Here is a 26,930-nt window from a genome sequence, read left to right on the forward strand (position 1 = left end):
GATTGGCCTCAGCAGCCGAAACGGCTCTGCTCGCTGGCGACCTTCGCCTTCACGGCGGCCGATGCCTTGGGATAACGCTTGTTCACCTCGCGCAGTGTTGCGCAGGCGGTTTCCTTGTTATCGACGGCGCCAAGCGACATTCCGAGCTTCAGCAGCATTTCCGGTGCCTTGGGCGACTTGCCATAGGTTTGGTGGGCGTTGAGGAAAGTCTTCGCCGCTTCGTTGTATTTGCCTTGCGAATATTGCGCTTCGCCCATCCAGAAGCTGGCGTCCGCTGCCTTGTCGCCCTCCGGGAAAGCCTCGAGATACCCGCGAAATTCCTGCTCGGCCATGCCATAATCGCCGGAAAGCACATGGCTATAGCCGGACTGATAGAGATCGCCAGCATTGCCGAGCGAAGCCGTCTGCTGGCCGTCTGCCCCATTGTTGCCGCCGAAACCGGTGCCGCTCTGGTCGGCCACGCCCGTTTCGACGCCCGGCAGCGTGGCATTGGCGCCCGGTTCGGCCTCCGCCGTGGCCCCGATCGGATTGCCGTTCTCGTCGAAAACGATCTGGCCGAGCGTGGTCGGCGGCGCTGCAGCGCCGGGCGTTGCCGATGATGTCGTGGCCATATCGCCGTTGTCGGGCGCAGCCGTTGCCGGGCTGTCCGTCACCTCGGGGGTGACGGATGCCTGGTCGCCGGACTTCGGCGCGTCGAGCGCGCCGCTTTTCTGCGTGGAGGACTTGCCGTTTTCGAGATCCTGGAAGCGGAACTCGTTGTCCTCCTGGAACTTCCGGATCTGCTCCTGCATCTGCAGGATCTGGAAGCTCATTTCCTCGATACGCCCGTTGAGCGAGCGGATCTGTTCCTCGAGCTGGCCGATCCGACCCACGTCGGCCGATTGCACTTTCATCACCGGCAAGTCGCCTTTACCGGCTCCAGTCGTCCGAGCAAGGAGCCCGGAAAGCGGCATGGCATTGGCCGTTGGGCCGAGCCCCGAAAGGGCCGTCAGACCAATCAGTCCTGCCACGACAAATTTCTTCATCCCAATTGTCCTGTTCGATACGGATTTACTCGCACCCCCGACCGCCATCTTGGCGGTTCCATGGGGGCGAGCCGCACAGTTTTCCAATTGCGGTGAAAAAGCAACGGAGTTCGGCCAAAGTGTGGTAAAAAAGAAAAGGCGGCCTGAGCCGCCCTTCCATAATCGCGATTTGCAGGCTGAAAATCAGCTTCCGGCGCCGCCGAGAACGGTGACGGCGCGGCGGTTCTGCGACCAGCAGGAGATATCGTCGCAAACGGCGACCGGCTTTTCCTTGCCGTAGGAGATCGTGCGCATGCGGTTGGCCGGAACGCCGCGGCTGATTAGATAGTCGCGCGTCGCGGCGGCGCGGCGGGCGCCGAGCGCGAGGTTGTATTCGCGCGTGCCGCGTTCGTCGGCATGCCCTTCGACGGTGATCGCGTAATTGGGATACTTCGCCAGCCATTGGGCCTGACGATCGAGCGTGGCCTGTGCGTCGGCGCGGATCGAGCTCGAATCAGTATCGAAGAAGATGCGGTCGCCGACATTGACGGTGAAATCCTGCTGCGAACCCGGGGTTGCCGCACCTGCGCCAAGGCCGAGGCCGGCGGCATCGTTCGGCAGATTCTTCTTCGACGCGCAGCCGGCGACGGCAAGCGTCATAACGAGGGCGATCATGACCGGATTGCGGGCAATGGTCTGCAGTCGGCTTGCGGCCGGGGTGTCAATTCGGCTCATGGGGCCGGGTCTCCTTGAGGACTGTCTAAGAGAAGTGTCTGAATTCACGGTTGCCAGACTGTAACCGGGGGCGGTTAATTGCTCTTCAATGGATATGGTTAACAAATCGACAATTTGCGTCGGAGGCCTGCTAGACCAGCACTTTGCGGCGAGAAAGCGGCACATTCGCCACAATCCCCGCCGCGTCTGTGGAAAGCTTTTGGACAAACGCGCGATGCGCGCGACGCCGCCTCCCGCCTACTCCATCAGCGGCGACCAGGCAGGGTCGGACGCAAAACCCTGCGTCGGAATGAGCTGCTCGTTGTAGCCCGTCAGGTCGATGGAATAGAGCTGGGGCCCGCCGGCGCCGGCGTTCTGGCGGAAGAACATCAGCACGCGGCCGTTCGGCGCCCAGGTCGGACCTTCATTGTGGAAGCCCGTAGTCAAGATGCGCTCGCCCGAACCGTCCGGCTTCATGACGCCGATCGAGAACTTGCCGCCTGACTGCTTGGTAAACGCGATGAGGTCGCCGCGCGGAGACCAGACCGGCGTGGAATAGGAGCCGTCGCCAAAGGAAATACGCGTCTGGCCGGAGCCATCGGCCCCCATGACGTAGAGCTGCTGCTTGCCGCCGCGATCGCTTTCGAAGACGACCCGGCTGCCGTCCGGCGAATAGGACGGAGAAGTATCGATCGCGGCCGTGTTGGTCAGCCGCGTTGTCGTGCGCGAGCGCAGGTCCATCGTGTAGATATTGGCATTGCCGTCCTGCTGAAGGCTCATGATCACCCGCTGCCCGTCCGGCGAGAAGCGCGGCGCGAACGTCATTCCCGGGAAGTTGCCGACCACCTCACGTTGTCCGGTCTCGAGCTGCAGCAGGTAAACGCGCGGCTGCTGGTTCTCGAACGACATGTAGGTGATTTCCTGGCGGTTCGGCGAGAAGCGCGGGGTGAGGACGATGTCGTTGGAATTGGTCAGCGCGCGAGCATTGGCCCCATCCTGGTCCATGATGGCGAGCTGGCGCTTGCGCGCATTCTTCGGTCCGCTCTCGGCGACGTAGACGACCCGGGTATCGAAATAACCCTTCTCGCCGGTAATCCGCTCATAGATCGCATCGGCGATGATATGGGCGACGCGGCGCCAGTTTTCCGGCTGGGTGAAAAACTGCTGGCCAAGCATCTGCTGCCCGGCGAAGGTGTCCCACAGACGGAATTCTGCCTTCAGCCGTCCATCACCCTCCTGGGTAACGCGGCCGGTGACGAGTGCCTGGGCGTTGATCACCTTCCAGTCTTCGAAGCGCGGGGCGCCATCTGGATTGGAAATCTTCTCGATGAACGCGCCCTTGTCTATAGGCGCGAAAAGGCCCGACCGCTTGAGATCGGCGGCAATCACGTCGGAGATCTTCTGGCCGAGTTCACCCTCGAGGAAGTCCGTGACAGCGATCGGCAGCGGCTCGACGTTGCCCTTGTTGATGTCGATCTCCACAACTGCGTTCGCCGGCGCGGCAAACAGCGCACCTGCAAACATCAGCATGAGAAGACGGAAAATATTGCGTCTCAGCATTTCCATGAAGCCTTTCAGCGTTTCATTTAGAGCATCGAGCTTGGGTCGAAATTGACGACGACCTCACTCCACGTGTCGTATTTGTCGGCCGGCAAGCCCTGGAAGGGTGCCGATTTGAGGATAGCGCGTCGCGCGCCACCCATCAGTGCCCGGCGCGCTGCATCGGAGCCGCCGGTCGCCTCGACTTCCGGTTCTCCAATCAATTCGCCATTCGGGTCGAGTTTCATCCTCACCGTGATGCGGACGTCGGTGGCATCGGCCATGCCCGGAATGATCGACCAATTGTTCTGGATCTGGCCGCGCAAGGCGTCGATCTCGCTCTGCGAAAGTTTTTCACCGGAGGTCGTCTTCTTGCCGCCAAGCGCCGCCTCCTCGGTCGAACGCTTGGCGCCGCCGCCGGAGGATTCTTGCTTGTTGAGCAGCGCCGCGATCTCGTCGGCGTTGAAGTCGCTCTCCTTCTGCGAACTCGCCTTCTTCTGCTCCTTCTTCGCCTCTTCCTTTTTGCGCTCGGGCGTCTTGGCCGTCTGCGCCGGCTTTTCGACCTTAGGCTTGGCCATCGGCGTCGGCACCTTCTCAGGCAGGGCTTCGGCCGCCGGATTCTCCGCCGGCGTCTCTTCGGCAGGGGCGGGCTCCGGCTTGGGATCGGGCTCGACCTCCTGCTTCGGCTCGGGCAGGGCGGCGACTTCCGTTGCCGGTTCGGAGGCAGGCGTCGGCTCTCCGACCTTCTGGATTTCCTCCTTCACCGGATCGGGGCTCGGCGGAGCCTTCTCCGTCTTTTCCGGGGCAGCCGCCGATTCGTTCTGAAGGGGCTTGGCGTCAGGCTTCGGCGGCGACTTGAGGTCGATGTCGTTGTCACCGACATTCTCGGCATTCTCGACCGGGTTGGGCTTCTTGGTTGGAACGGGCGATGCCTTTTCCTTAGCCGGCGCTTTTTTGTCGCCCTGCTGGATCTGGGTGATCGATTCGATCGGCACGATATCGACCGGCAGAGCCTCGACATCCGCGACCTCGAATTCGGCCGGGCTGCCGAGTGACACCAGCGCCCAGGTCAGCACCAGGGCGTGGAGGACAGCAGATGTGGCAAGACTGCCCTTCATGACCGGAGATCACTTTTCCTGTTCTTGAAGTGTCACAAGCCCGAGATTCTTGAAGCCGGCCGCCGAGATGCGCGCCATGACCTTCATCACCGTGCCATAATCGGCGTTGGTGTCTCCACGCACGTAGATGCGCTCGTTATAGCCGGTCGTGGCGATCGCCTCGAGCTTCGGCACGACCTCGTCAATGCCGATCGGCGTCTCCTGCAGGAAGATCTCGCCGGCCGGATTGACCGAAACGGTGATCGGCTGGGTTTCGGCATTCATCGCCTTCGCCTGTGTTTCCGGCAGGTCGATCGGCACCCCGACCGTCATCATCGGAGCCGCCACCATGAAGATGATCAACAGCACCAGCATCACGTCGACGAGCGGCGTCACGTTGATCTCGCTGATCGTGCTTCTCCGGCCGCCGCGCCGGCGGCGACCGCCGCCCGAACCCTTGGCTCCGCCAACTGCCATACCCATAAGCGTTGTCTCCGTGCTCGGGGTTATTGCGCGGCCTGGCGCGAGGGCTGCAGCTTTTCATCGATCTGCCGCGACAGGATAGCGGAGAACTCGTCGGCGAAGGCCTCCATGCGTGCCGTCAACTTGCCGGCATCGGCGGTGAACTTGTTATAGGCGATTACGGCCGGGATAGCGGCGAGCAGGCCAATAGCGGTCGCGAGCAATGCCTCGGCGATACCCGGTGCGACGACCGCAAGGTTGGTCGACTTTGAACCGGCGATCGCCTGGAAGGAGGTCATGATACCGACAACCGTACCGAAAAGGCCGATGAAGGGAGCCGCCGAGCCGATTGTGGCAAGTGAACCGAGCCGCGCTTCGAGCGTCTCGGATTCACGCGCGAGCGTCACGTCCATGGCCCGGTCGATGCGCATCTGCAGTCCGATCGGTGCCCGGGCGCCGCGTTCGAAGCTTTTCTTCCATTCGCGCATCGCCGAAACGAAGATCGCTCCCATGCCGGTCGTGTTCCGATCGGAAAGCGTGCGATAGAGCTCCTCCAACGACTGGCCGGACCAGAAGACCTGCTCGAAATTGTCGAGCTGACGGCGAACGCGCCCGTAGTTCAGCGACTTGTCGACGACGATCGCCCAGGTCCAGACCGAGGCCCCGATCAGGCCCAGCATGACCAGTTTTACGACAAGGCCCGCCTGCATGAACAGCGACCAGAGTGTCACGTCGCTTGTCGCGGCCAATCCAACCTGTTCCATCGATCTCAGTCCCCGAATCCAAATACCCGGCAGAGCTTCTCATGCTCATAACCGGGTCGCCCAAACGATCTTTTGCAAGTATGCCCCGGCATTGCCACCAATCGCGGCATTGCGATCTATTGCTTCAGCCTGCCTTCTTGCCGTCAATTTTGGTCAAAGGATGACGTGCACTGCACAAATCCTGATACACGGATTAAGACACTGTTATGGTTAAAAGAGCGTTACCAAAGGCCGATTGAAGCGCCGCGGCCGTGCGGAACCTTGCCCGCGATTGCACGTTTCGCTCCTGGTCCATGCGCCGAAAACCGGCGCGACAGCCCAGCCCGTGTGCTTCTTGAGACGTGGAATGGCACCTACGGCTCTCGCAGCCGGCGGAAATCGGCGTGAGGATGAGGAATGGCCGCGCGTAGCGAACCTCTCTCCGAATACAACCGGCGGCGCGACTTCAAGAAGACGCGCGAGCCCAAAGGGGCCGTCGCTCCCAGCCATGACGGCAGGAAGCGCTTTCTCGTCCAGAAGCACGACGCGACGCGGCTCCACTACGACTTCCGCCTTGAATGGGAGGGGGTGTTGAAGAGCTGGGCGGTGACGCGGGGTCCGAGCCTCAACCCCGAGGACAAGCGCCTCGCCGTGCGGACGGAAGATCATCCCCTCGCTTATGGCGACTTCGAGGGGACGATCCCGGAAGGCGAGTATGGCGGCGGAACGGTCATGCTCTGGGACACCGGCTGGTGGGAGCCGGAGGGCGATCCGGCCGAAGGCCTGAAGAAGGGCAAGCTCAGCTTCGAGTTGCATGGCAGCCGCATGAAAGGCGGTTGGGCGCTCGTGCGGATGCGACCGCGCGATGGCGAGAAGCGGGAGAGCTGGCTGTTGGTGAAACAGAGTGACGAAGTCGCCTCCGAGGACGGAGAAGCGCTCGTGGAGGGACATGTCACGAGCGTACGCACCGGCCGCACTATGGACGAGATCGCCGCCGGCAAGGGCGAAGGGAAGGCACGCATCTGGCACTCGAACAAGAGCATCGCCGCCAATCTCAAAGCCGGTGCGATTGCCGAGGAGGTCAGGCGACAAAAACGCCGGGCGCCAAAATCATCCGCCAAGCCTCCCCCCTTCAGGCCGCCGCAACTCGCGACGCTGGTGACGAAAGCCCCCTCGGGCGATGGCTGGCTGAATGAGGTCAAGTTCGACGGCTACCGTGTGCTGGCCGCCGTCGGTGGCGACACCGTCCGCTGCTACACGCGAAACGGACTCGACTGGACCGACAAGTTCCGCGTGATCGCTGCCGCCCTCGCAGAGCTCGATTGCCAATCGGCGCTGATCGACGGCGAGGTCGTCGCGCTTGCCGAGAAAGGCTCGACTTTTTCTGCCCTGCAGAAGGCGCTGAAGACCGGCGCCGATACCCGCTATTACGCCTTCGACCTCATCGAACTCGACGGCGAGGATTTGCGTCGAAAGCCGCTCGTCGCCAGGAAGGAGCGGCTGAAGGAACTCCTCGACACCCTTGGGACGACGGCAACCGTTCAGTACAGCGAGCATGTGCGCGGCAGCAGCGCGCATGTGCTAGCGGCCATATGCAAGGCCGGACAGGAAGGGATCATCGCCAAGGACGCAGATGCGCCTTATCAGAGCGGCCGCACGCGAAGCTGGCTGAAGGTGAAATGCACCAAGCGCCAGGAATTTGTGATCGGCGGCTATACGCCTTCCGACAAGAAAGGCCGACCCTTCGCCTCGCTGCTCGTCGGCACCTACGAGAACGGCAAACTCATCTATCGCGGCGGCGTCGGCACCGGCTTCACCGGACGAACGCTGGGGGAACTCGCCGCTCTCTTCGACCTGCGCAAACGCCGGACGTCGCCCTTCGCGCGAGTGCCGCGGGAAAGGAACCGCGATGCCGTGTGGCTGGAACCCGACCTGGTGGCGGAAGTCGATTTCGCCGAATTCACCGATGACGGGCACATCCGCCACGGCTCGTTCCAGGGGCTTCGTGAAGATAAGGAGGCTTCGACCGTGAAACTGGAGACGCCGCAGGCGCAAAAAAAAGAGGCCGAGACAAGCAAAGGAAAACCCACGCCCGAAAAGACCGCCAAACGATCGCGGGAAGGCGAGGAGGAGGTCCTTGGCATACGTATCTCGCACCCGGATCGTGTGCTCTTCCAGGGCCAGGGAATCACCAAGATCGATCTTGCCCGCTACTACGCCGTCGTAGCCGGAAGGATGCTGCCGCTCGCCGCCGATCATCCGCTCTCTCTGGTGCGCTGCCCGCAAGGACGACAGCGCCAATGCTTCTATCAAAAGCATGCGAGCGACGGCTTTCCGAAGGACATTCGGGAGGTCCCAATCACCGAATCTTCGGGCGGAACCGAGAACTACATGTATGTCCACGACGCCAAGGGCCTGGTTGCCGCCGTTCAGATGGGCACGCTTGAATTTCACATCTGGGGTTCGACGATCGACAGGCTGGAGCAGCCCGACCGCCTGGTTTTCGACCTAGACCCCGATCCGAGCGTCGGCTTCGCGACTGTGAAGCGTGCCGCCACGGCGCTGCGTGACGAACTCGCCGAACTTGGCCTCAAGTCCTTTGCCATGGTGACCGGCGGCAAGGGCGTCCATGTGGTCGTGCCACTCGTGCGCCGCGCTGCCTGGGACGAGGTGAAGCGTTTCGCCAAGGCGATCGCCCAAGGCTTCGCCGATCGCGATCCCGACCAATTCGTCGCCACCATGTCGAAGGCCAAGCGCAAGGGCCGGATCTTCATCGATTGGCTGAGAAACGACCGCGGCTCGACGGCGATCGCCCCCTACTCCAGCCGCGCGCGCGAAGGTGGACCGATCGCCACGCCGGTTGGCTGGGACGAGCTCGAAGAGCTCGATGCCGCCAACTGCTTCCACATTGCGGAGATCGTCGACCGCATCGAAAGCGACATCGACCCCTGGCGCGAATTCGGCAAGGCGAAGCAGTCGCTGACGAAGTCTATATTGCAGTCGGTGGAAAGCTAAAGCCGCATGCCAGCGGTTCACCAACCGTGCTTATGCCACTGCACCCGCCAGGAACTTCACTGCCAGCCCTTCCGGCAGCCGGCGCGGCCTGCCTTGGCCGTTGATCACCGCGATGATCACCTTGGCTGCGATCAAGAGCGTCTCGCCGCGGCGGATCTGCTGCTGCAGCACCATCTTGGCGCCGCCGGCCTTCTCGGTGGTCGTCTCGATCGTCAACACGTCGTCCATGCGGGCCGGCGCCTTGAAGTCGATCTCCATTCGGTGCACCACGAAGACAAGCCCCTCCGAATCGCCTTCGATGGCAAGCGTTGCCTGTTCGACGCCCAGCAACCTGAGATAATCCGTCCGAGCCCGCTCCATGAAGTGAAGGTAGCGGGCATGATAAACGACGCCCGAAAAATCGGTGTCCTCGTAATAGACCCGCTGGATCAGTCGATGGCCGGTTTCCGTCAGCTCGCCGGCGAGCGAAATCAGTGACATGGCATTCTCCGGGAGGATTTCCGCTTCTGTGCAGGAACAAAAAGACATTTGCAAGTATTGCAGCTTTGTCACAATCCTGTCCTATCTGATCCCTGTCCCTTCCTCCCGATCAGGAGAATCGTGCATGAAGATCGCAATCCTCGGCGGTGACGGTTTCGTCGGCTGGCCCACCGCTCTGCATTTGTCCGATGCGGGCCACGACATCCACATTCTCGACAATCTCTCCCGCCGCTGGATCGACACAGAACTCGGCGTGCAATCCCTCACTCCGATGGATTCCATCCAGGAGCGCACCCGCATCTGGCACGCGGAGACGGGCCGGCGCATCCATTTTAACCTGATCGACCTCGCCCGCGACTATGAGCTTCTGAAGAAATGGCTCGATCATCATCGGCCGGATGCGATCGTGCACTTCGCCGAGCAGCGCGCCGCCCCCTACTCGATGAAGAGCGACCGGCACAAGAACTACACCGTCAACAATAACGTCAATGCGACTCATAACCTCCTGAACGCGCTGGTCGAGCTCGACCTCGACGCCCACCTCGTGCACCTCGGTACTATGGGCGTCTACGGCTATTCGACGATCGGTGCGGCCATCCCCGAAGGCTATCTGCCGGTCGGGATCGACACCGTGGGCGGGGAGACGGTGAGCCAGGAGATCCTCTACCCAGCAAATCCGGGCTCGATCTACCACATGACAAAGTGCCTCGATCAGCTGCTTTTTCAGTTCTATGCCAAGAACGACGGCATCCGGATCACTGACCTGCATCAGGGCATCGTCTGGGGCACCCATACGGCGCAGACGCGCCGGCACCCGCAGCTCATCAATCGCTTCGATTATGACGGCGATTACGGCACCGTGCTCAACCGCTTTCTGATCCAGGCGGCGATCGGTTATCCGCTGACCGTGCATGGTACCGGCGGGCAGACGCGCGCCTTCATCCATATTCAGGATTCGGTGCGCTGCATCGAGCTCGCGCTCAAGAGCCCGCCAGTCCGCGGCAGCCGCGTCGAGATCTTCAACCAGATGACCGAGACGCATCGCGTCCGCGACCTCGCCGAGATGATTGCCAAGAAGACCGGCTCCGAGATCGCCTGGCTGCCGAACCCGCGCAAGGAAGCTGCAGAGAACGAGCTCGTGGTGCACAATGAGAAGTTCCTGGCGCTCGGGCTTGAGCCCATCCGCCTGGAGGACGGGCTGCTTTCTGAGATCGTCGACGTCGCGAAGAAATTCGCCTATCGCGTCGACCGCTCGCGCGTGCCGGCCGTCTCCGCCTGGACCAAGGACATCGCTCCGCTGATCAATCATGATCCGGAGGGCAAGCGGCTGAAATCCGTTTCATGATCGTGAAGACCGCTTCGGAAGGGCTCCGCCCCTCCTCCCCGCCCCGCGCCCGCCACGCTTTCGTGACCCTCGTCACCAATGGCGATTACGCGCTCGGCGCGCGGGCGCTCGCCCGCTCCCTCCGCCTCACGGATACGATGGCGGAGATCGTGGTGCTGCATACGGGCGGAGTTGATATTTCTGCGCTCGAGCCGCTTACTGATTTCGGCTGTCGCCTGATCGAAACGGAGCTCCTGCCGCTCTCCGACGATTTCAACGCCCGACACGCGCGGCGTAACGTGCATGAAAAGGCGCCCTTCGCGAAAGGCCGCAAGCCCGCATTCCACTCTCCGCTCGACAATTTCTGCAAGCTGCGGCTTTGGCAGCTTACCGAATACGACCGGTGTGTTTTCATAGACGCCGACGCGCTTGTTCTGCACAACATTGACAAGCTATTTCGCTACCCGGAGTTTTCAGCGGCGCCGAATGTGTACGAGAGCCTCGCCGATTTCCACCGGCTGAACTCCGGTGTCTTCGTCGCCGAACCGTCGCTTTCGACATTCGAGAGGATGCTCGTCGCACTCGACGCGCCGGAGGCTTTCTGGCCCCGGACAGACCAGACGTTCTTGCAACAATTCTTTCCCGACTGGCACGGCCTGCCAGTGACGATGAACATGCTGCAATATGTCTGGTTCAACCTGCCCGCTCTCTGGGACTGGCGCTCGATCGGGGTGCTTCATTACCAGTATGAGAAGCCATGGGAGCAGGGTCATCCGCGAGCGCATATACTCCACCCCCTGATCGAACTCTGGCACGCCTATTTCACGGGCGAAAACATCCCCGACATTGCTACCCTCGAGAACCCGGCACGCGCCGGCACGCCATCGTGACGCGCGTCCTCGTCTCCGGCGGCACCGGATTCGTCGGCCGCTTCATCGTCGAACATCTGCTTGCAAGTGGCTATAAGCTGACGGTCGGCGGCCGCACGCCGCCCCCGGCAAGCTTCTTCTCCGGGCCGGTTGTCTTTATCCCGCTTTGTCTCGATCCAGATCGCAATCAAATCGCCGCCTTTGACGACGTCTATTGTTTCGTCCATGCCGCCTTCGACCATATCGAGGGCAGATATCGGGGCGGCGAAGGCGACGACCCGCTGGGCTTCCGCCGCTCGAACCTCGACGGTTCCGTCCGCCTCTTCGAAGAGGCGCGAACCGCCGGGGTGCGTCGTTCAGTCTTTCTTTCCAGCCGCGCGGTTTATGGCAGAACCTCTTCCCCCGTCCTCGACGAGGCGACGAAGCCCGAACCGGACACGCTTTACGGCGAGGTGAAACTCGCTGCCGAAAACGCGCTCAAATCGCTCACCACCCCCGGCTTCATCACGGCGAGCCTGCGTGTGACCGGGGTCTATGGTCCGGCCGGCCACGGTCGACATCACAAATGGAGCGGCCTCTTCGCCGATTATCTCGACGGCAGGCCCGTGTCGCCCCGGATCGGCACCGAAGTCCATGGCGATGACGTCGCCCAGGCCGTGCGCCTGTTGCTGGAAACGGATGCGGCGAAGGTCTCCGGCATGGTCTTCAATGTCTCGGACGTTCTGACGGACAATCGTGAAATCCTTGCGGTGCTTCAATCGGCAATTGGCTGTCCGCATGCTTTGCCGCCGACGGCCGATCCGAATGGCTTCAAGGAGATGTCCACCGACCGACTGCGCGCGCTTGGATGGGCACCGGGCGGCAGCCACCGATTGGCCGCGACGATCCGGGAATTGGCTGAGGGTGTGCGATAAAAAACAGGTGCCGGACGTCGCTACCTTGGCATTGCCGACCAATCCTCTCCCGCAAGGGCGATTGAGGGTGACAGTGCCGGTAATGCAGCCACCGCTACCCAAGATCGACAACAACGATCTCTGGCGGCACGCCGAAGCGGATCGGCGCGACCGAGCAGCCGAGACCGCCGGAGACGATCAGGTGGCAATCCTCCTCGATGATATGGCCATAGGCATAACGATCGCCGAAGCGGGAAGGCACGACCGGAGAAAGGCCGGCGAAGCGCACTTGGCCGCCATGGGTGTGGCCGGAGAGTGTGAGGGAGACCCGCGACGGCACTCGCGGGAAAATGTCGGGCTCGTGGGCAAGCAGGATGACCGGCGCATCGTCGCTCACCTGCGCGAGCGTCCCGTCGAGATCGTCGAGCCCGGTCATGCGCCGCCGACTCCAGATCTTGCCAGGGCGAAGCGCAAGCTGGTCTTCGAGCCCCGCGAGCCAAAAGCCGAAACCGTCCTTCTCCAGACGAACAGCGCGATTGCTGTGGACCTCGATACCGACGCCGGCGAGCGCCCGGTGAGCGAAAGTCTCGCCGCCGCCGTTCATCTGGGCGGTCCTGTCCTCCCACCAGTCGTGATTACCCATGACCGCGTGCACGCCCAGCGGTGCGCTAAGCGTCGACAAGGCCCGCGACCATTCGCTCGAGTGGACGTAGCGCGTGACGAAATTCATGCTCGAGGCATAGTCCCCGAGAAGCACGGTGATGTCTCCGCCGAGGCTGTTCGCACGCTTGCAGATGGAGACGATGCGCTCGGCCGACATCCAGGGCTCGCAGGCATGTAGATCGGCTAACGCGACGAGCCGGAGCTTGAGCCCAGGCGTCCAGCCGGGCGGGGTGAGACGATAGCGCACGATCGAGAGGCGCGCGAGCGGCTCGACGGCAAAGGCGTAGCCGCCGAGCGCGGCAACGCTTGCAAAACCGCCGCCGGCCAATTTCATGAAATCGCGGCGGGTGATCATCTCAGTCGTCCTCGAGCGTGAGCCGGAACTGCGTCGCCTCGACATCCTTCGGCGGATTGAGGCCGAGATGCTTCCAGGCATTGGCTGTCAGCACGCGGCCGCGCGGGGTGCGCTGGATGAAACCCTGCTGGATCAGATAGGGCTCGATGATATCCTCGATTGCGTCACGCGGCTCGGAGAGCCCGGCTGCGATCGTATCGATGCCGACGGGCCCGCCACCGAAATTCTGGGCGATCATCGTCAGGTAACGGCGGTCGAGCTGGTCGAGCCCCATATTGTCGACAAGCAAGCGCGTCAGCGCCTCGTCGGCAAGCTCGCGCGTCACCGCTTCCATCCGGGCGACTTCGGCGAAATCGCGCACCCGCCGCAGCAGGCGCCCGGCGATGCGCGGCGTGCCGCGAGCCCGGCGGGCGATTTCGCGCGCGCCCTCGTCGGTCATCCCGAGGCCCATCAGCCGCGCCCCTCGGCGCACGATCAGTTCCAACTCGTCGACCGTATAGAAATTGAGCCGCACCGGGATTCCGAAACGGTCGCGCAGTGGCGTCGTCAAGAGGCCGAGGCGGGTCGTTGCCGCGACCAGTGTGAACTTGGAAAGATCGATCTTGACCGATCGCGCCGCCGGTCCCTCGCCGATGATGAGATCGAGCTGGAAATCCTCCATCGCCGGATAGAGGATCTCCTCGACCGCCGGATTCAGGCGATGTATCTCGTCGATGAAGAGCACGTCACGCTCTTCAAGATTCGTAAGAAGCGCCGCCAAGTCGCCGGCCTTGGCGATCACCGGCCCGGAGGTCGAGCGGAAATTGACGCCGAGTTCCTTCGCCATGATCTGCGCCAGCGTCGTTTTTCCGAGCCCAGGCGGACCGACGAAAAGAACGTGGTCGAGCGCCTCGCCGCGATTGCGCGCCGCCTCTATGAAAATCTTGAGATTGGCACGAGCTTCCGCCTGGCCGGTGAACTCGTCGAGCGACTGCGGGCGCAGGGTCGCATCGATGTCTTCACCGCGCTTTTCCGGCGCTATCAGGCGTGCGGCTTCATTCATTTCAAATTTCCGTTTGCGGGCTGGGTCGCACGGCCATCCGATGGCACCGTACAGCTCTCAACCATAGTGCGAGCGCGGCCGCCGATCCAGTCTGATCGTGCCGGCAGGTCCTCATTCCGACGCGAATGCGGCCGCAGAAAGGCTCATCGCGCCAGCTCCTTCAATCCCAGCCGGATCAACCTGGCGCTGTCGCCACCCTCACCGCCATTCTTCAGGGCCGCCGCAACGGCATTTGCCGCCTGATCGCGCGAATAGCCGAGATTGGTCAAGGCCGACACCGCATCGGCGACCGGCGCGGCCGCGGCTCCCTCGCCGAGCTCCTGCTTGAGGCCGATGGAACTCGACATCTCGCCGGCAAAGGCCGGCGCCCTGTTCTTAAGCTCGGTCACGATCCGCACCGCCACCTTCGGGCCGACGCCGGGAGCGCGCGCAACCGAGGTCTTGTCTTGAAGTGCGATGGCGTTGGCGAGTTCGGCCGGCGTCAGCGTCGAAAGCAGCGCCAGCGCCACCTTCGATCCCACCCCTTGCACGGTCTGCAACAGGCGGAACCATTCGCGCTCCAGCGCCGTCAAAAAGCCGAAGAGCCTCAACTGATCCTCGCGCACATAGGTCTCGATGAAGAGCACGGCCGCTTCGCCGGCCGAGCCTAGCTTTGCGAGCGTGCGCGCCGAGCAATGCGCGACATAGCCGACGCCATGCACGTCGAGGACCACGTAATCCTCGCCGACTTCATCGATCGTGCCCTTGAGTTTACCGATCATCTTGCTCTCGTTTCTCCATACGCACTTGAGGGCGCCACGTCCGCCCTACCCCGCAAGCGCCGGTAGGCGGCTCGTGATCGCCTGGCGGTTATGCGCGTGGCAGATGGCGATGGCGAGCGCGTCGGCGGCGTCGTTGCCTTTGAACTCGGCTTTCGGCATCAGCACCTTCAACATCATGTGGATCTGCTGCTTTTCGCCATGGCCGACGCCGATCACCGCCTTCTTGACGGCGTTGGGCGCATATTCGGCGACCCGCAATCCGGCCCGGGCCGGAACCAGCATGGCGATGCCGCGTGCCTGGCCGAGCTTCAAGGTTGCAGTCGCATCCTTGTTGACGAAGGTCTGTTCGACCGCTGCTTCGTGCGGTTGGAAGCTGTGCACCACGTCGGCAAGCCCGTCATGCAACTGGCAGAGGCGCGAGGCAAGGTCCATCTCGCCATCTGAGGTCACTGTGCCTGAGGCGACGAAGCGCAGCGAATTGCCGAGCGTCTCGATTATGCCCCAGCCGGTGCGCCTCAAGCCCGGGTCGATACCGATGATGCGAATCGTCGTTTGCATGCCTCACCCTATGTCGGTCGAAAGGAGGCTGCCAGGGAAAAGTGAACAAAACAAAAACATTACACAGCAGAGGCGCTTCGCCCGCGGAAGGCGATCGGGCTACCTTTGGCTTGACTGAGCTTGGCATTGCCATGCCAAGGTCCGGTTAAACATCAGCGCCGCTTAGCGCTTTGATCCTCGCGCGGAACAGTTCCGTCCCTTGCACGATCCGGTCGATGACCGCTTCGAGTGCCCAGAATTTCTCATGGATGTCGTGGGGCACTGCACGGCTCGATATGCCCGAAAACGTGCCGAGCCGCCGATGATAGAGCTTGGCGAGCTTCGGATAGCCCATCGGCTCCGTCTGCGCCGAAAGCACCAGGAAGACCGAAAGTTCCTCGGCGAGTTCCGGGTATTCCGGTCCATGGTCCTGCAGCCAGCGGTAAAGGTCGGGGTGGAAGTTGTTCATCACCCCGCAGAAACCGGCGCCGGTTGCCTGCATGGCCGCATAGGCTATCGCGGCATTGGCATTGCAGATGAGGAACGGCGAGCCTTCCGTGATCTTTGCCCTCCGCCTGACGGTTTCGAGATTGCAGGAAACATCCTTGAGCAGGATGAAGCGGCCCGACTGAGCGCAGAACTCGATCTCATCATCGCTGAGCAGACGACGATAGGGTGCCGGGCACTCATAAAGTCCGAGCGGTACCTCCTTCGGCAGGGAGGCGAGCAGCGCATCAAAGGAGGCGCGAACGTCCGCCGCGCCGCCCGTCTCCGCCGCGAGTCGGTTGGTGACGAGGATCACCGCATCCGCCCCCGTCTCGGCAATGGCCGTCAGTTCCGCAATCTGCTCGCCGAGACCGTCCGCAACATGCCCGGACGAGACGACCGGTATGCGGCCGGCGACCTTTTCGACCGCGAAGCGCGACAGATCGACCCTTTCTTCGAGCGACAGAAACCGCATCTCGGAGGACTGGCAGACAGCGAAGAGCGCCTCCGAACCATTGGCGATGTACCATTCGATAAGGGCCTCATAGCCATCCCAATCGATTTTGCCGTCTGGCCCGAAGGGGGTGATCATGACGGGGATTATGCCGGCGACGCGGTTGAACACTTGAGGCTCCAGGGATTTCACCCGGCATAGCCGAAGATGTTCGGCAGCCAGAGAATAATGTCGGGGAAAAGGATCATCAGGATCAACGCGAAGATAAGTGCGGCGATAAAGGCCCAGATTTCCTGAATGATCTCGGCGAGTGGAATGCGCGTCGTCGCATTGATGACGAAGAGCAGGATTCCGTAAGGAGGCGTGATCAGGCCGATCATGGTGTTCACCACCGCCACGACACCGAAATAGACGAGGTCGATGCCGAGTTCACGGCAGGTGGGAATGAACAGCGGAATGATGACCAAAATAATTGTCGAGGCATCGAGCACGCAGCCGAGAACGAGGAGCAGCAGATTGATGCCGAACATGAAGGCCAGCGGCGAAACGTTGATGCCGGTGAGCGCCTGAGCGATCATCGTGCCGATGTTCTCCGAAGCCACGATATAGTTCAGCACCAGTGCGCCGCCGATCACGAGACCCACGGCGGCTGAGGGGCGGGCACTGTCAACGAGAACCTGGTAGAAGGCCTTGAGCGTCAGCGACCGATAGAACACGGTTGCGAGCAGTAGCGCATAGGCCGCGGCTATTGCTGCTGCTTCCGTCGGCGTGGCGATGCCGCCATAGATGCCGTAGAGCAGGATTGCTGGCATCAGCAGGACTGGAAAGGCCTGGAGGGTGAGGCGCGGAACTTCGCTGAGAGGCACCGCCTCGTCGGCAGAAATGCCGCGCCGGTGAGCGTAGAGGATGTTCATGCCCATCAGCACCACGCCCATCAACAGCCCGGGAGTAAGCCCGCCGAGGAAGAGGTATCCAACGGACGTGTTGGAAACGAGCGCATAAAGCACCATCGGGATCGACGGCGGAATGATCGGGCCGATCGTGGCGGATGCCGCCGTCAGCGCCGCCGCATAGCCGCGCGAATAGTGGCCGCTTTTCCTCATCATCTCGGTGACGATGCGCCCGACACCCGCCGCATCGGCGACCGCCGAACCCGACATGCCGGAGAAGATGATCGACGAGACGACGTTCACATGGCCGAGGCCGCCGCGGAACCGCCCGACAGTCGCCACGCAGAATTTCAGGAGCCTCTCGGAGATGGTTCCTGCATTCATGATGTTGGCAGCAACAATGAAGAGCGGTACCGCGAGCAGGACGAAACTGTCATAGAGGCCGGAGGCCATCTGCTCGCCGGCAATGGCGAGATCCTGCCCTTTCACCGCAAGATAAACGATGGAGCCGACCAGAATGGAGTAGGCAACCGGCGTGCCGATGGCAGCAAGAACCATGATGGCCAGGAGGCAAAGGGAAAGGGCGACGCTCACAGCCGGGCCTCATCATATTCAGGTGCATCCTCGTCGACGGCCTCGTTTTTTAATATCCGGACAAGTCTCCAGGCATAGGCGGCGATCACAGCGACGAGAAACACTGCGTAGATGAAATAGACGTCGCGCATGGGCACGCGCAGCGTTGGGCTCCTCTTGATGCGGAGGAAATCGATCCAGTCCCAGGTGGGCACAAGGGACCACGAGAGGCCCGCGACGATCGCCAGAGCCGAGATTGCGGCCATGATACGGCGGGGACCAGGCGAAGTCGAACGGTAGAGGAGATCGAAGGTTATGTGGTCCTCGTTGCGCACGAAGAAGGCGCAGCCGAAGAACACGATCCACACCCACAGGATCAGGCAGAGCTCCAGCGTCCAGCCGAAAGGCTGGTCCATGACGTAGCGCGAGAATATCTGCAGCAGGAAGGTGGCAAAAAGGGCCAGCATCATCAGCGCGCCGATGGCTTCGGCCCCTTTTCGCAGCCAGTTGAACATGCTGGTCATCGGGATCTCCAGGACAAGTTCCGCATCCGGGGAGAAAGACCCGGATGCGGCTTGGTGCGTCAGCTCGCGAGTGCGTTGATCTTGTCCAGCATGCCGGCAGGCCATGCGGCGGCGAATTCGCTTTCCAGGAACATTTTCTGCACGTGGTCGCGGAAGGCCGGGAGATCCGGTTCGTAGATGTCCAGCCCCTTCTCTTTCAGGAATGCGACGAGTTCGTCCTCCTTCTTGAGCTGGTTCTGGCGGCCGAATTCGGCGGCATCGTCGCCAGCCTTCTGCAGCGCCGCCTGCTGGTCCGACGTCAGGGCATCGAAGGCCTTCTTGGAGATGGCCAGATAATTGAGGTCGACGAGATGCGAAGTGAGGCAGATCTGTTTGGTGACCTCGTAGAACTTGGCGTCGACCACGGTCGGAAGCGGATTGTCCTGGCCGTCGATCGCTCCGGTCTGCAGGCCGGTATAGATTTCCGTGAAGGCCATCGGTACCGGATTGGCGCCGAGCGCCTTGCCGAGAAACTGCCAGGCATCGGTGCCGGGCATGCGCAGCGTCACGCCCTTGAGGTCTGCGGGCGTCATCACGGTGCGCTCTTCCTTCGACGCGCGCAGGTTAAGCTGGCGGCGGCCGAGATACATGACGGCCAGCAGCTTGACGCCGAGTTCGTCCTCGACCTTCTGCTTTAGGGGCTCCATGAACGGGTCGCTGAAGACCTTTACCTGATGGGCCGCATCCTTGTGGACATAGCCCGCCGAGAAGATCGAAAACTCCGGCAGGAACACCGCGAGTTCCTGTGCGGAGGTGATGGCCATTTCCAAGTTGCCGCGGGCAATCGCCTCGAGCTCGGTGCCCTGTTTGAAGAGTGTTGCATTCCAGTGCGGCTCGAAGGTCGCGAAATCGGCAATGCCGGGGGCGAACTTCTCCATCAGGGCGACGGAACGCTGGTCGGTGTCGGAAGCTGGGGTGGAGAGCCTGAATACCGGTTTGTCCGCGGCAAAAGCCGTGCGCGAGATCAGCGGCAAGGCGCTTGCAACCGCCGACATGGCGAGCACGGAACGGCGCGTGAAGTTCGTTGTCATGTTTTCCTCCCATTCAAAACGCCGGGTCCCTTGACCGCGGCCGGCTGTGCCCGCAGGGCAGTTTCTCTGGCATTCCGCTTATGATCGGGTCCGGTCGCCTCTCCTCCTGCGGCCGGAATGCGTCATAGGATAAACATTAATCCACGGATGACAAGTGTCTAACATGTTAGTAGTATGTCAACGCGGTTTTTGAACCAGGACGGCGATGCAATGGCACATGCGAACGAGCTGAACAGACGGACCTTGACGCGGCTCTCAAGCAATCCGCCGCTGCGTCAAGCCGCTTATGACCGGATCGAAGATCTGCTGAACGAAGGCGAGCTGAAGCCGGGCCAAGTGGTATCGCAGCGGGAATTGGTTGAAAAAACCGGCGCCACGCTGGCAGCAGTGCGCGAAGCCATACCGCGGTTGGAAGCGGAAGGGCTGCTCCAAACACTCCCTAAACGCGGATTGATGGTGCCGAGCCTCGACGTCGCCTTCGTGCGCGATGCCTACCAAATGCGGTCCATGATCGAGACCAGCGCGGTATCCTATGCACTCAAGTTCCTGACCTCCGCTGAGATTGACGCGTGGATTGCCGAGCACCGGGAAACCCATGAGAGACTTGCGCGTGAGGCCGATCCCGACCTGGCAAACAGATTCCAGAGGCTCGACTGGAAGATGCATGCATGGCTGGTCGGCGCGATGGGAAATGCCCTGATCGACAACGTCTACCGGGTCACGGCGATCAAGATACGCATGGTCGTCCAGTCACGCATCCGCGTGACCCCGTCCAACGCCTTGCGCGTGATCGGGGAACATCTGGCCTTCCTCGAGGCCCTGAGGGACGGCAGGGAGGCAGATGCGATCGCCGCCCTCAAGGAGCATATCGACAACTCGCTGACGCTTGCCTTGGGCAGCAATCTCTAGTCCGCATTTCTCACACTCCTTGTGCCCTGCGGTCCGGTTCAAAATGGCGACAGGGTAGGAGAATGGCGCGGCTCGATGTGGTTCACCGGGCAAGTCATCCGACGCAGATAGTCGCCATTTTCAACCGGCCCGCAGGGTTGGATTGTGGCGGCTGCCTCAAACCCAAGACGACGATGGCTGCCGGTGAAACAAAAGACCCGCACTGCTAGGACAATGCGGGCCGACTGTTCTTGGAAATCCAAGTATTCAGCCGTCAGGCCGAGAGCTTTTCCAGGATTTCGTCGGAGACTTCGAAGTTCGAATAGACGTTCTGGACGTCGTCATCGTCCTCGAGATTGTCGATGAGCTTCATCAGCGATTGCGCCTTTTCCTCATCGACCGGCACGGTGTTCTGCGGCTTCCAGATCGCCTTAACCGTTTCGGCTTCGCCGAGCACGCCTTCGAGCGCCTTCGAAACCTCGCCGATATCCTCGAAGCCGCAGATGATCGTGTGGCCTTCCTCGTCAGTCTCGACGTCGTCGGCGCCCGCTTCGATCGTGGCTTCCATCACCTTGTCGGCGTCGCCGGCCGCGAGCTTGTAGGTGATTTCGCCCACGCGGTCGAAGGAGAACGAAACCGAGCCGGTTTCACCGAGGGCGCCGCCCGCCTTGGTGAAGATCGACCGGACATTGGAGGCGGTGCGGTTGCGGTTATCGGTCAGTGCTTCGACGATGACGGCGACGCCACCCGGGCCATAGCCCTCGTAGCGGACTTCCTCGTAGTTCTCCGCGTCACCGCCGGAAGCCTTCTTGATCGCGCGCTCGATATTGTCCTTCGGCATCGATTGCGCCTTGGCGTTCTGGATCGCCAGTCGCAGTCGCGGGTTCATGCCAGGGTCGGGCAGGCCGGTCTTCGCGGCGACGGTGATTTCCCGCGCGAGCTTGGAAAACATTTTGGAGCGCACCGCATCCTGACGGCCCTTGCGGTGCATGATGTTCTTGAACTGTGAATGGCCAGCCATGGCGCCCTCTGCATCCAATGATTTCGTTGGGATGGGGCGCCTTATAGTTTCCTCGTAGCGTTCCGTCCAGCAGGGGGCTCTGCCTTTTCCGTGATGCGAGACCGGTGCCGACCGACGTCAAACATCTTGCAAGACATAGATCAGCGGCTTCGGCGGCAAGGATCTGAGCGAGACCTTGATCGTCGGACCAGCAGCAAAGCTCTTGTCGTAATCGTCGCCGAACATCGCCAGAAAGTCGTTGATCAGCGGTCGCCGATGCATCGGCAGGATCAATGCCGAGCGCAATCTGGAAACCACGCGGCTCATGCTTTCCGACCCCATGGTCAAGCCGCCGTCGACCGGCACCATCAGCACATCGAGCCGGCCGATCGCGCGATAATGGCTGTCGTCGAGCTCGTAATGCAGATGCCCGAGATGGCCGATGCAAAGCCCCGCGACCTCGAAGATGAAAATCGAATTGCCGTTCGGCTCCATGCCTCCGAAGCCGGAGCGAATATCCGTCACCACATTGCGGATATAGGTGTCGCCGACGACGAGGTCGTGGTCGGCCGGTTCGCCATTCTCACCCCAGCCGTGCAGCACGTGGCGGATCGCCGGGTCCGGTGCCAGGGTATAGTGGCTCGAATGGGCCTTGTTCATCGTCACGACGGTCGGCGGCGTCGCCGTGCGGAACCAGCCGTTATAGTCCGTGGCGATCGAGACGCCGCCGGGCGTTTCGATCAGAAAGGTCGAATGGCCGAGAAGGGTGATGCTTACCTCCCCCGCGCTCACCGCGGCCGGCGTGACCGGCGGCGCGGAGAAGCTCACGAACGTCGCCGAAGGCGCGGCTTGCGCGATCGCCTGGCATTGGCTGACGGCCGCGGGCGACTGTTGTGCATGAGCCGCTTGCGGCCAAAATGCATGAACGAACCAGACGGCGGCGAGAGCATAGGCAAGGCATCTGAGCGGCAGCATCCTTGACCCCCACGTTTCCAGCGGAAGGCAGGATCGTTCAAGGTTGCTACGCCGTCCAGCGCGGAGCGGCAGCCGGCCGCTCACAATCGCGTCATTGGGCGGGCCTCCGGATCATTCCCCCGGCGCAGCCGCTACCTCCGCCGCCGGCACGCGCTTCCTGCGCATCGAACGCAGCGCCACATAGAAGACCGGCGTCAGGAACAGGCCAAGGAAGGTGACCCCAAGCATGCCGGCAAAGACCGCCGTGCCGAGCGACTGGCGCATTTCGGCACCCGGTCCGGTGGCTATCACCAGTGGCACCACGCCGAGGATGAAGGCGAAAGCCGTCATCAGGATCGGCCGCAGGCGAAGCCGGCTTGCCTCGATCGCCGCCTCGATCGGTGTCTTGCCCTCCTCCTCGCCCTGGCGTGCGAATTCGACGATCAGAATTGCATTCTTCGCCGCAAGGCCGATCAGCACGATGAGGCCGATCTGGGTCAGCACATTGTTGTCCATTCCGCGCAGCGACACGCCGATAAGCGCGGCGAGGACGGCAAGCGGCACGATCAGGATGATGGCAAGCGGCAGGACCCAGCTCTCGTATTGCGCCGCGAGCGCCAGGAAGACGAAGATCACCGAGAGAGCAAAGATGAACACTGCGGTGTTGCCGGTCTGGCGCTCCTGAAAAGCAAGTTCGGTCCACTCGAAGGTGGTGCCCTGCGGCAGCATCTGGGCGGCGAGCGCCTCCATCTTGTCGAGTGCGGTGCCGGTCGACACACCGGGTGCCGGATTGCCCTGTAGGGGTACCGAGACATACATGTTGTACCGCTGGACGAGGGCAGGCCCGCTCGTATCACGGATTTCGACGAGCGTCCCGAGCGGCACCAGCGCACCGGAGGCAGAGCGCACCTTCAGGGCCAGAATGTCTTCGCGCTCCATCCGATACTGCTGGTCGGCCTGCGCACGAACCTGGTAGACACGACCGAACGCATTGAAGTCGTTGACGTAGGAGGCGCCGAGATTGATCGACAGCGTTTCGAAGATATTTGGGATCGGCACGTTCAGCGCCCGCGCCTTGTCTCGATCGATCGCCAGGAAGAACTGCGGGCTCGAGGCCGAGAACGTCGTGAAGACACCCACGAGACCCTCTGTCTGGTTGGCGGCGCCCATCATCTGATGGGCAAGCGCCAGCGCACGCCGCATGTCGGCGCTCTGGCGGTCCATGATCTGCATCTTGAACCCGCCCGAGTTGCCGATACCCCGCACGGAGGGCGGCGGCACTGCGATGATGAATGCCTCCTGGATACTCTGCATCGCGCCGAAGATCTGGCCGATGATCTGGTCCGCGCTCTGCCCGTGTTCGAGCCGCTCCTCGAAACTGTCGAATGGAGTGAAGATCACGCCGGAATTGGAAGCATTGGTGAAGGTCGCGCCGTTGAATCCGGCAAAGGCGACCGCATCCCGCACACCCGGAACCTCGCGGATCATCGTCGATGCGCGCTGGACGACGGCATCGGTGCGCTCGAGCGAAGCCCCCTCGGGGAGTTGGATGACGACGATCGCATAGCCCTGATCCATGGTCGGAATGAAGCCGCTCGGAACCGCTTGCGCCATGTACCATGTAGCGCCAAGCAGGCCGACGAAGACGACGAGGGAAGCGGCAATCGCGAGCCCTGTCCCGACCAAGCGGCGCACCACCCAGGCATAGCCGTCGGCCATGCGGTCGAAGCCGGCATTGAAGCCGTTGGCGAGTCCGCGACCGAACCGCGTGAGCGGATTGCGCCGCTCATGCGGGTGATCCTCGTGCGGGCGCAGGAGAATGGCCGCAAGCGCCGGTGACAATGTCAGCGAGTTGAACGCTGAGATCACGGTCGCGACCGCGATGGTCACGGCGAACTGCAAATAGAACTGGCCGGCAATGCCCGGGATGAAAGCGGTCGGCACGAAGACGGCCGTCAACACCAGCGAGATCGCGATGACCGCCGCGCCCACCTCGTCCATTGTCACATGCGCCGCCTCTCGCGGCGACAGCCCACGCGCAAGATTGCGTTCGACATTCTCGACCACGACGATTGCGTCGTCGACGACGATGCCGATCGCCAGTACCAGACCGAACAGCGTCAGCATGTTCAGAGAAAAGCCGAGGGCGTAGAGCAGTGCGAAGGTGCCGATCAGCGACACGGGAATGGCGACGATCGGAATGATCGCCGTACGCCAGGACTGAAGGAAGACGATAACCACCAGCGCGACGAGGATGACCGCCTCGCCAATCGTCTTGTAGACCTCGTCGATCGATTCGGAGATGAATTCCGTCGGGTTGTAGATGATCCGGTACTCGAGACCCTCCGGGAAATCCCGCGCAAGATCGGCCATCGTCGCCTCTATCGCCTCGGCTGCAGCCAGCGCGTTGGTGCCGGGCCGCGAGAAAATGCCGAGCGCGACGGCTGGACTGCCGTTCAGATAGCTGTTGGTGACGTATTCGCGCGCGCCGAGCTCGACGCGGGCGACATCCTGCAATTGCACGAGCCTGCCGTCTTCCGTTGCCTTGACGATCACGTAGCGGAACTGCCGGGCGTCGCTGAAGCGCCCGTCGGTCGTCACCGTGTATTGGAAGGCAGCGTCGCCCGACATTGGCGGGCCGCCGATCGCCCCGCCCGAGACCTGGACGTTCTGCTCGCGCAAAGCTGCGACGACGTCGCCTGCGGTCATGGCATAGGCGGAAAGCTTCTGCGGATCGAGCCAGACGCGCAGCGCATATTCGCGCTCGCCGAAAAGAATGACGTCGCCAACCCCGTCCAGCCGGACGAGGAGGTCGCGGATGCGCGTGCGCGCGTAATTGGAGACATAGAGCTGATCGTAACGGTCGTTCGGCGACAGGAGATGAACCACCATCATCAGGTCCGGCGAGCTCTTGGCCGTGGTGACGCCGATGCGCCTCACCTCTTCGGGCAGTCTGGGCTCGGCAATTGCGACGCGATTCTGCACCAGCACCTGCGCCTGATCGAGATCCGTGCCGAGTTTGAAGGTGATCGTCAGCGACATCGAGCCGTCGGCGGTCGAATAGGAGGACATGTAGAGCATGTTCTCGACGCCGTTGATCTGTTGCTCGAGCGGCGTCGCAACGGTATTGGCGACAGTCTCGGCATCCGCCCCCGGATAGGAGGCCCTGACGACGATCGTCGGCGGCGCGATTTCCGGATATTGCGCGACCGGAAGCTGGAAGTAGGCAATGCCGCCGACGATCAAAAAAACCAGCGACAGCACGGAGGCGAAGATCGGCCGGTCGACGAAGAAATGCGCAAATCTCATCGGCGTGCCTCCGCCGCCTGCGCGGCCTCCTGCGGCAGCACGACGAGCTCCGGCTTAACCTTGACTCCGGGACGCACGCGCATGAGCCCGTTGACGACGATCGTCTCGTCTCCCGTCATGCCGCTGCGGATGACGCGGTAGCCGTGTAGCCGCGGACCGAGCCGCACCGGCTTAGCGGTGACGTTGCCGTCCTCGCCGATCACATAGACGACGCGCTCATTCTGGTCGGCAGCGATCGATTCATCCGGAATGAGGATTGCCCGGTATGTATCGGAACCCTCGACCTCTACGCGGCCGAACAGCCCCGGCTGAAGAATAAGGTTGGGGTTAGGGAAGCGAGCGCGCAAGCGCATCGTGCCCGTCTGCTCGTCGACACGGTTCTCCGAAAAATCGAGTTTGCCCTCAAAGGGCGCCTCGTTTGCATCGGCTATCGTCACGAGCACGGAAAGCGATCCGGCACCTTCCTGCAATGCGCTTCCCCGCTCGCGCGCCGTGCTCGCGTAGGCGAGCACGCGGCGCTCGTCGACATCGAAATAGAAGTCGATCGGATCCAGCGAAACGATCGTCGTCAGCACCGTCTCATCCGCCTGGACGAGATTGCCCGGCGAAAGCAGCCGCCGATCGACGCGGCCGCTGATCGGCGCGGTGATTGTCGTATATTCCAGATCGAGCCCGGCACGCTCCACCGCGGCTTGCGCTCCGCGGACGTTCGCCTGCGCTGCCAGGAGCGCTCGGCGATCGTCATCGAGCTTGGATGCGGAGAGCGTGCCTGTGCCCGCGAGCGACTCCGTACGCTTGAACTGCGCTTCGGCGAAATCGAGTGTCGACTGCGCCGAGGCGAGCGTCGCTTCCGCCTGTGAAAGCGCCATGGTGAACGGGCGCTGGTCGATCATGAAGAGCTTGTCGCCCTTCTTCACCATCGCACCGTCGGTAAAGAAAACCTGATCGAGGTAGCCGCCGACACGCGCGCGGACGGAAACCTCGTCGACCGCCTCGAAACGGCCGATGAATTCATCGGCGTCGATGACGTCGCGCACCACGGGCTTGGCGACCGTGACCGTCGGCAACTGCGACTCTTGCGATGCTCCGGGAACCGAGATGAAAAGGGAGATGAAAATGCCGACGATCGCCGGCAGACGCCACTTTCGCAACATGCACGCTCTCCAGGCACTTGACCATCAGGATCGTCCGGCAGCGGGTTCAATCTGCTGCCGTGGCGATTTTTTGACCCCGAGACGTGCGCCAGCGGGGCAGCACCAGAGCGGCTGAGGAAGTGCACACGCG

General features: G+C 62.2%; 24 protein-coding genes. 5 read left to right on the top strand and 19 right to left on the bottom strand.

Translation table 11 applies throughout. From position 1 onward, the window contains the following. Positions 1-8: 8 nt before the first annotated feature. From ybgF to tolQ, 6 genes are all read right to left on the bottom strand, one after another. On the bottom strand, positions 9-1,025 hold the full coding sequence (gene ybgF, locus J2Z31_RS18550) for a tol-pal system protein YbgF (protein ID WP_209603237.1): 1,017 nt from the start codon (positions 1,023-1,025) through the stop codon (positions 9-11). A 183-nt stretch (positions 1,026-1,208) separates the two neighbouring features. Continuing rightward, positions 1,209-1,739 (bottom strand): peptidoglycan-associated lipoprotein Pal, encoded by a 531-nt coding sequence (gene pal, locus J2Z31_RS18555; protein ID WP_209603239.1) that lies wholly within the window; start codon positions 1,737-1,739, stop codon positions 1,209-1,211. 237 nt (positions 1,740-1,976) lie between these two features. After that, positions 1,977-3,284, bottom strand: coding sequence for a Tol-Pal system beta propeller repeat protein TolB (gene tolB / locus J2Z31_RS18560; protein ID WP_209603241.1), 1,308 nt, complete (start codon positions 3,282-3,284; stop codon positions 1,977-1,979). A gap of 20 nt (positions 3,285-3,304) precedes the next feature. Next, the gene (locus J2Z31_RS18565) at positions 3,305-4,375 is read right to left on the bottom strand and encodes a cell envelope integrity protein TolA (RefSeq protein WP_209603243.1); all 1,071 of its coding nucleotides are present in this window, start codon (positions 4,373-4,375) and stop codon (positions 3,305-3,307) included. 9 nt (positions 4,376-4,384) lie between these two features. Next, positions 4,385-4,837: a protein TolR gene (gene tolR, locus J2Z31_RS18570; protein ID WP_209603245.1), complete on the bottom strand. Its 453-nt coding sequence runs from the start codon at positions 4,835-4,837 to the stop codon at positions 4,385-4,387. 23 nt (positions 4,838-4,860) lie between these two features. Continuing rightward, positions 4,861-5,580, bottom strand: coding sequence for a protein TolQ (gene tolQ / locus J2Z31_RS18575; protein ID WP_209603247.1), 720 nt, complete (start codon positions 5,578-5,580; stop codon positions 4,861-4,863). Positions 5,581-5,976: 396 nt separating this feature from the next. Between tolQ and ligD the strand changes: the two genes are divergently transcribed. Then, on the top strand, positions 5,977-8,574 hold the full coding sequence (ligD, locus tag J2Z31_RS18580) for a DNA ligase D (protein WP_209603249.1): 2,598 nt from the start codon (positions 5,977-5,979) through the stop codon (positions 8,572-8,574). 30 nt (positions 8,575-8,604) lie between these two features. Here the strand turns inward: ligD and ybgC are convergent, their stop codons facing one another. Beyond that, complete coding sequence (gene ybgC / locus J2Z31_RS18585) at positions 8,605-9,054, bottom strand: tol-pal system-associated acyl-CoA thioesterase (RefSeq protein WP_209603251.1); 450 nt, start codon at positions 9,052-9,054, stop codon at positions 8,605-8,607. A gap of 124 nt (positions 9,055-9,178) precedes the next feature. Between ybgC and J2Z31_RS18590 the strand changes: the two genes are divergently transcribed. The 3 genes from J2Z31_RS18590 to J2Z31_RS18600 are packed head-to-tail and all read left to right on the top strand — an operon-like array spanning position 9,179 to position 12,161. Beyond that, positions 9,179-10,399 (top strand): NAD-dependent epimerase/dehydratase family protein, encoded by a 1,221-nt coding sequence (locus tag J2Z31_RS18590; RefSeq protein WP_209603253.1) that lies wholly within the window; start codon positions 9,179-9,181, stop codon positions 10,397-10,399. Next, on the top strand, positions 10,396-11,268 hold the full coding sequence (locus tag J2Z31_RS18595) for a glycosyltransferase (RefSeq protein WP_209603255.1): 873 nt from the start codon (positions 10,396-10,398) through the stop codon (positions 11,266-11,268). Before J2Z31_RS18590 ends, J2Z31_RS18595 begins: the two co-directional genes overlap by 4 nt. After that, positions 11,265-12,161 (top strand): NAD-dependent epimerase/dehydratase family protein, encoded by an 897-nt coding sequence (locus tag J2Z31_RS18600; protein ID WP_209603257.1) that lies wholly within the window; start codon positions 11,265-11,267, stop codon positions 12,159-12,161. Before J2Z31_RS18595 ends, J2Z31_RS18600 begins: the two co-directional genes overlap by 4 nt. Positions 12,162-12,255: 94 nt before the next feature. Here J2Z31_RS18600 and J2Z31_RS18605 read toward each other — a convergent pair whose 3' ends face one another. The 8 genes from J2Z31_RS18605 to dctP all read right to left on the bottom strand — a co-directional run bounded on the left by J2Z31_RS18605 (position 12,256) and on the right by dctP (position 19,495). Further along, positions 12,256-13,158, bottom strand: a complete 903-nt coding sequence (locus J2Z31_RS18605; protein ID WP_209603259.1) for a metallophosphoesterase — start codon at positions 13,156-13,158, stop codon at positions 12,256-12,258. 1 nt (position 13,159) lies between these two features. Continuing rightward, entirely contained in the window at positions 13,160-14,200 is a 1,041-nt protein-coding gene (gene ruvB / locus J2Z31_RS18610) for a Holliday junction branch migration DNA helicase RuvB (RefSeq protein WP_209603261.1), read from the bottom strand. 143 nt (positions 14,201-14,343) lie between these two features. Continuing rightward, positions 14,344-14,961: a Holliday junction branch migration protein RuvA gene (ruvA, locus tag J2Z31_RS18615; protein WP_209603263.1), complete on the bottom strand. Its 618-nt coding sequence runs from the start codon at positions 14,959-14,961 to the stop codon at positions 14,344-14,346. A gap of 45 nt (positions 14,962-15,006) precedes the next feature. Then, positions 15,007-15,519: a crossover junction endodeoxyribonuclease RuvC gene (gene ruvC / locus J2Z31_RS18620; RefSeq protein ID WP_209603264.1), complete on the bottom strand. Its 513-nt coding sequence runs from the start codon at positions 15,517-15,519 to the stop codon at positions 15,007-15,009. 145 nt (positions 15,520-15,664) lie between these two features. Further along, complete coding sequence (locus tag J2Z31_RS18625; protein WP_209603267.1) at positions 15,665-16,609, bottom strand: dihydrodipicolinate synthase family protein; 945 nt, start codon at positions 16,607-16,609, stop codon at positions 15,665-15,667. A gap of 17 nt (positions 16,610-16,626) precedes the next feature. Next, complete coding sequence (locus tag J2Z31_RS18630) at positions 16,627-17,922, bottom strand: TRAP transporter large permease (RefSeq protein ID WP_328243613.1); 1,296 nt, start codon at positions 17,920-17,922, stop codon at positions 16,627-16,629. Further along, complete coding sequence (locus J2Z31_RS18635; protein WP_209603269.1) at positions 17,919-18,425, bottom strand: TRAP transporter small permease; 507 nt, start codon at positions 18,423-18,425, stop codon at positions 17,919-17,921. The genes J2Z31_RS18630 and J2Z31_RS18635 overlap by 4 nt, the downstream gene beginning before the upstream one ends. Positions 18,426-18,484: 59 nt before the next feature. Further along, positions 18,485-19,495 carry a TRAP transporter substrate-binding protein DctP gene (gene dctP / locus J2Z31_RS18640; RefSeq protein ID WP_209603271.1) on the bottom strand — a complete coding sequence of 337 codons (1,011 nt, stop codon included), beginning with the start codon at positions 19,493-19,495 and terminating at the stop codon, positions 18,485-18,487. Positions 19,496-19,705: 210 nt separating this feature from the next. Here dctP and J2Z31_RS18645 point away from each other — a divergent pair, with 210 nt between their 5' ends. Then, on the top strand, positions 19,706-20,404 hold the full coding sequence (locus J2Z31_RS18645) for a GntR family transcriptional regulator (protein ID WP_209603273.1): 699 nt from the start codon (positions 19,706-19,708) through the stop codon (positions 20,402-20,404). A 253-nt stretch (positions 20,405-20,657) separates the two neighbouring features. Here J2Z31_RS18645 and J2Z31_RS18650 read toward each other — a convergent pair whose 3' ends face one another. The 4 genes from J2Z31_RS18650 to J2Z31_RS18665 all read right to left on the bottom strand — a co-directional run bounded on the left by J2Z31_RS18650 (position 20,658) and on the right by J2Z31_RS18665 (position 26,800). Next, positions 20,658-21,404, bottom strand: coding sequence for a YebC/PmpR family DNA-binding transcriptional regulator (locus tag J2Z31_RS18650; protein WP_209603275.1), 747 nt, complete (start codon positions 21,402-21,404; stop codon positions 20,658-20,660). A 117-nt stretch (positions 21,405-21,521) separates the two neighbouring features. Next, the gene (locus J2Z31_RS18655; RefSeq protein WP_209603746.1) at positions 21,522-22,355 is read right to left on the bottom strand and encodes an MBL fold metallo-hydrolase; all 834 of its coding nucleotides are present in this window, start codon (positions 22,353-22,355) and stop codon (positions 21,522-21,524) included. A gap of 114 nt (positions 22,356-22,469) precedes the next feature. Beyond that, entirely contained in the window at positions 22,470-25,646 is a 3,177-nt protein-coding gene (locus tag J2Z31_RS18660) for an efflux RND transporter permease subunit (protein WP_209603277.1), read from the bottom strand. Continuing rightward, complete coding sequence (locus J2Z31_RS18665; protein ID WP_209603279.1) at positions 25,643-26,800, bottom strand: efflux RND transporter periplasmic adaptor subunit; 1,158 nt, start codon at positions 26,798-26,800, stop codon at positions 25,643-25,645. The genes J2Z31_RS18660 and J2Z31_RS18665 overlap by 4 nt, the downstream gene beginning before the upstream one ends. Positions 26,801-26,930 lie beyond the last annotated feature (130 nt).

This window comes from Sinorhizobium kostiense (assembly GCF_017874595.1).
Taxonomy (GTDB): Bacteria; Pseudomonadota; Alphaproteobacteria; order Rhizobiales; family Rhizobiaceae; genus Sinorhizobium; species Sinorhizobium kostiense.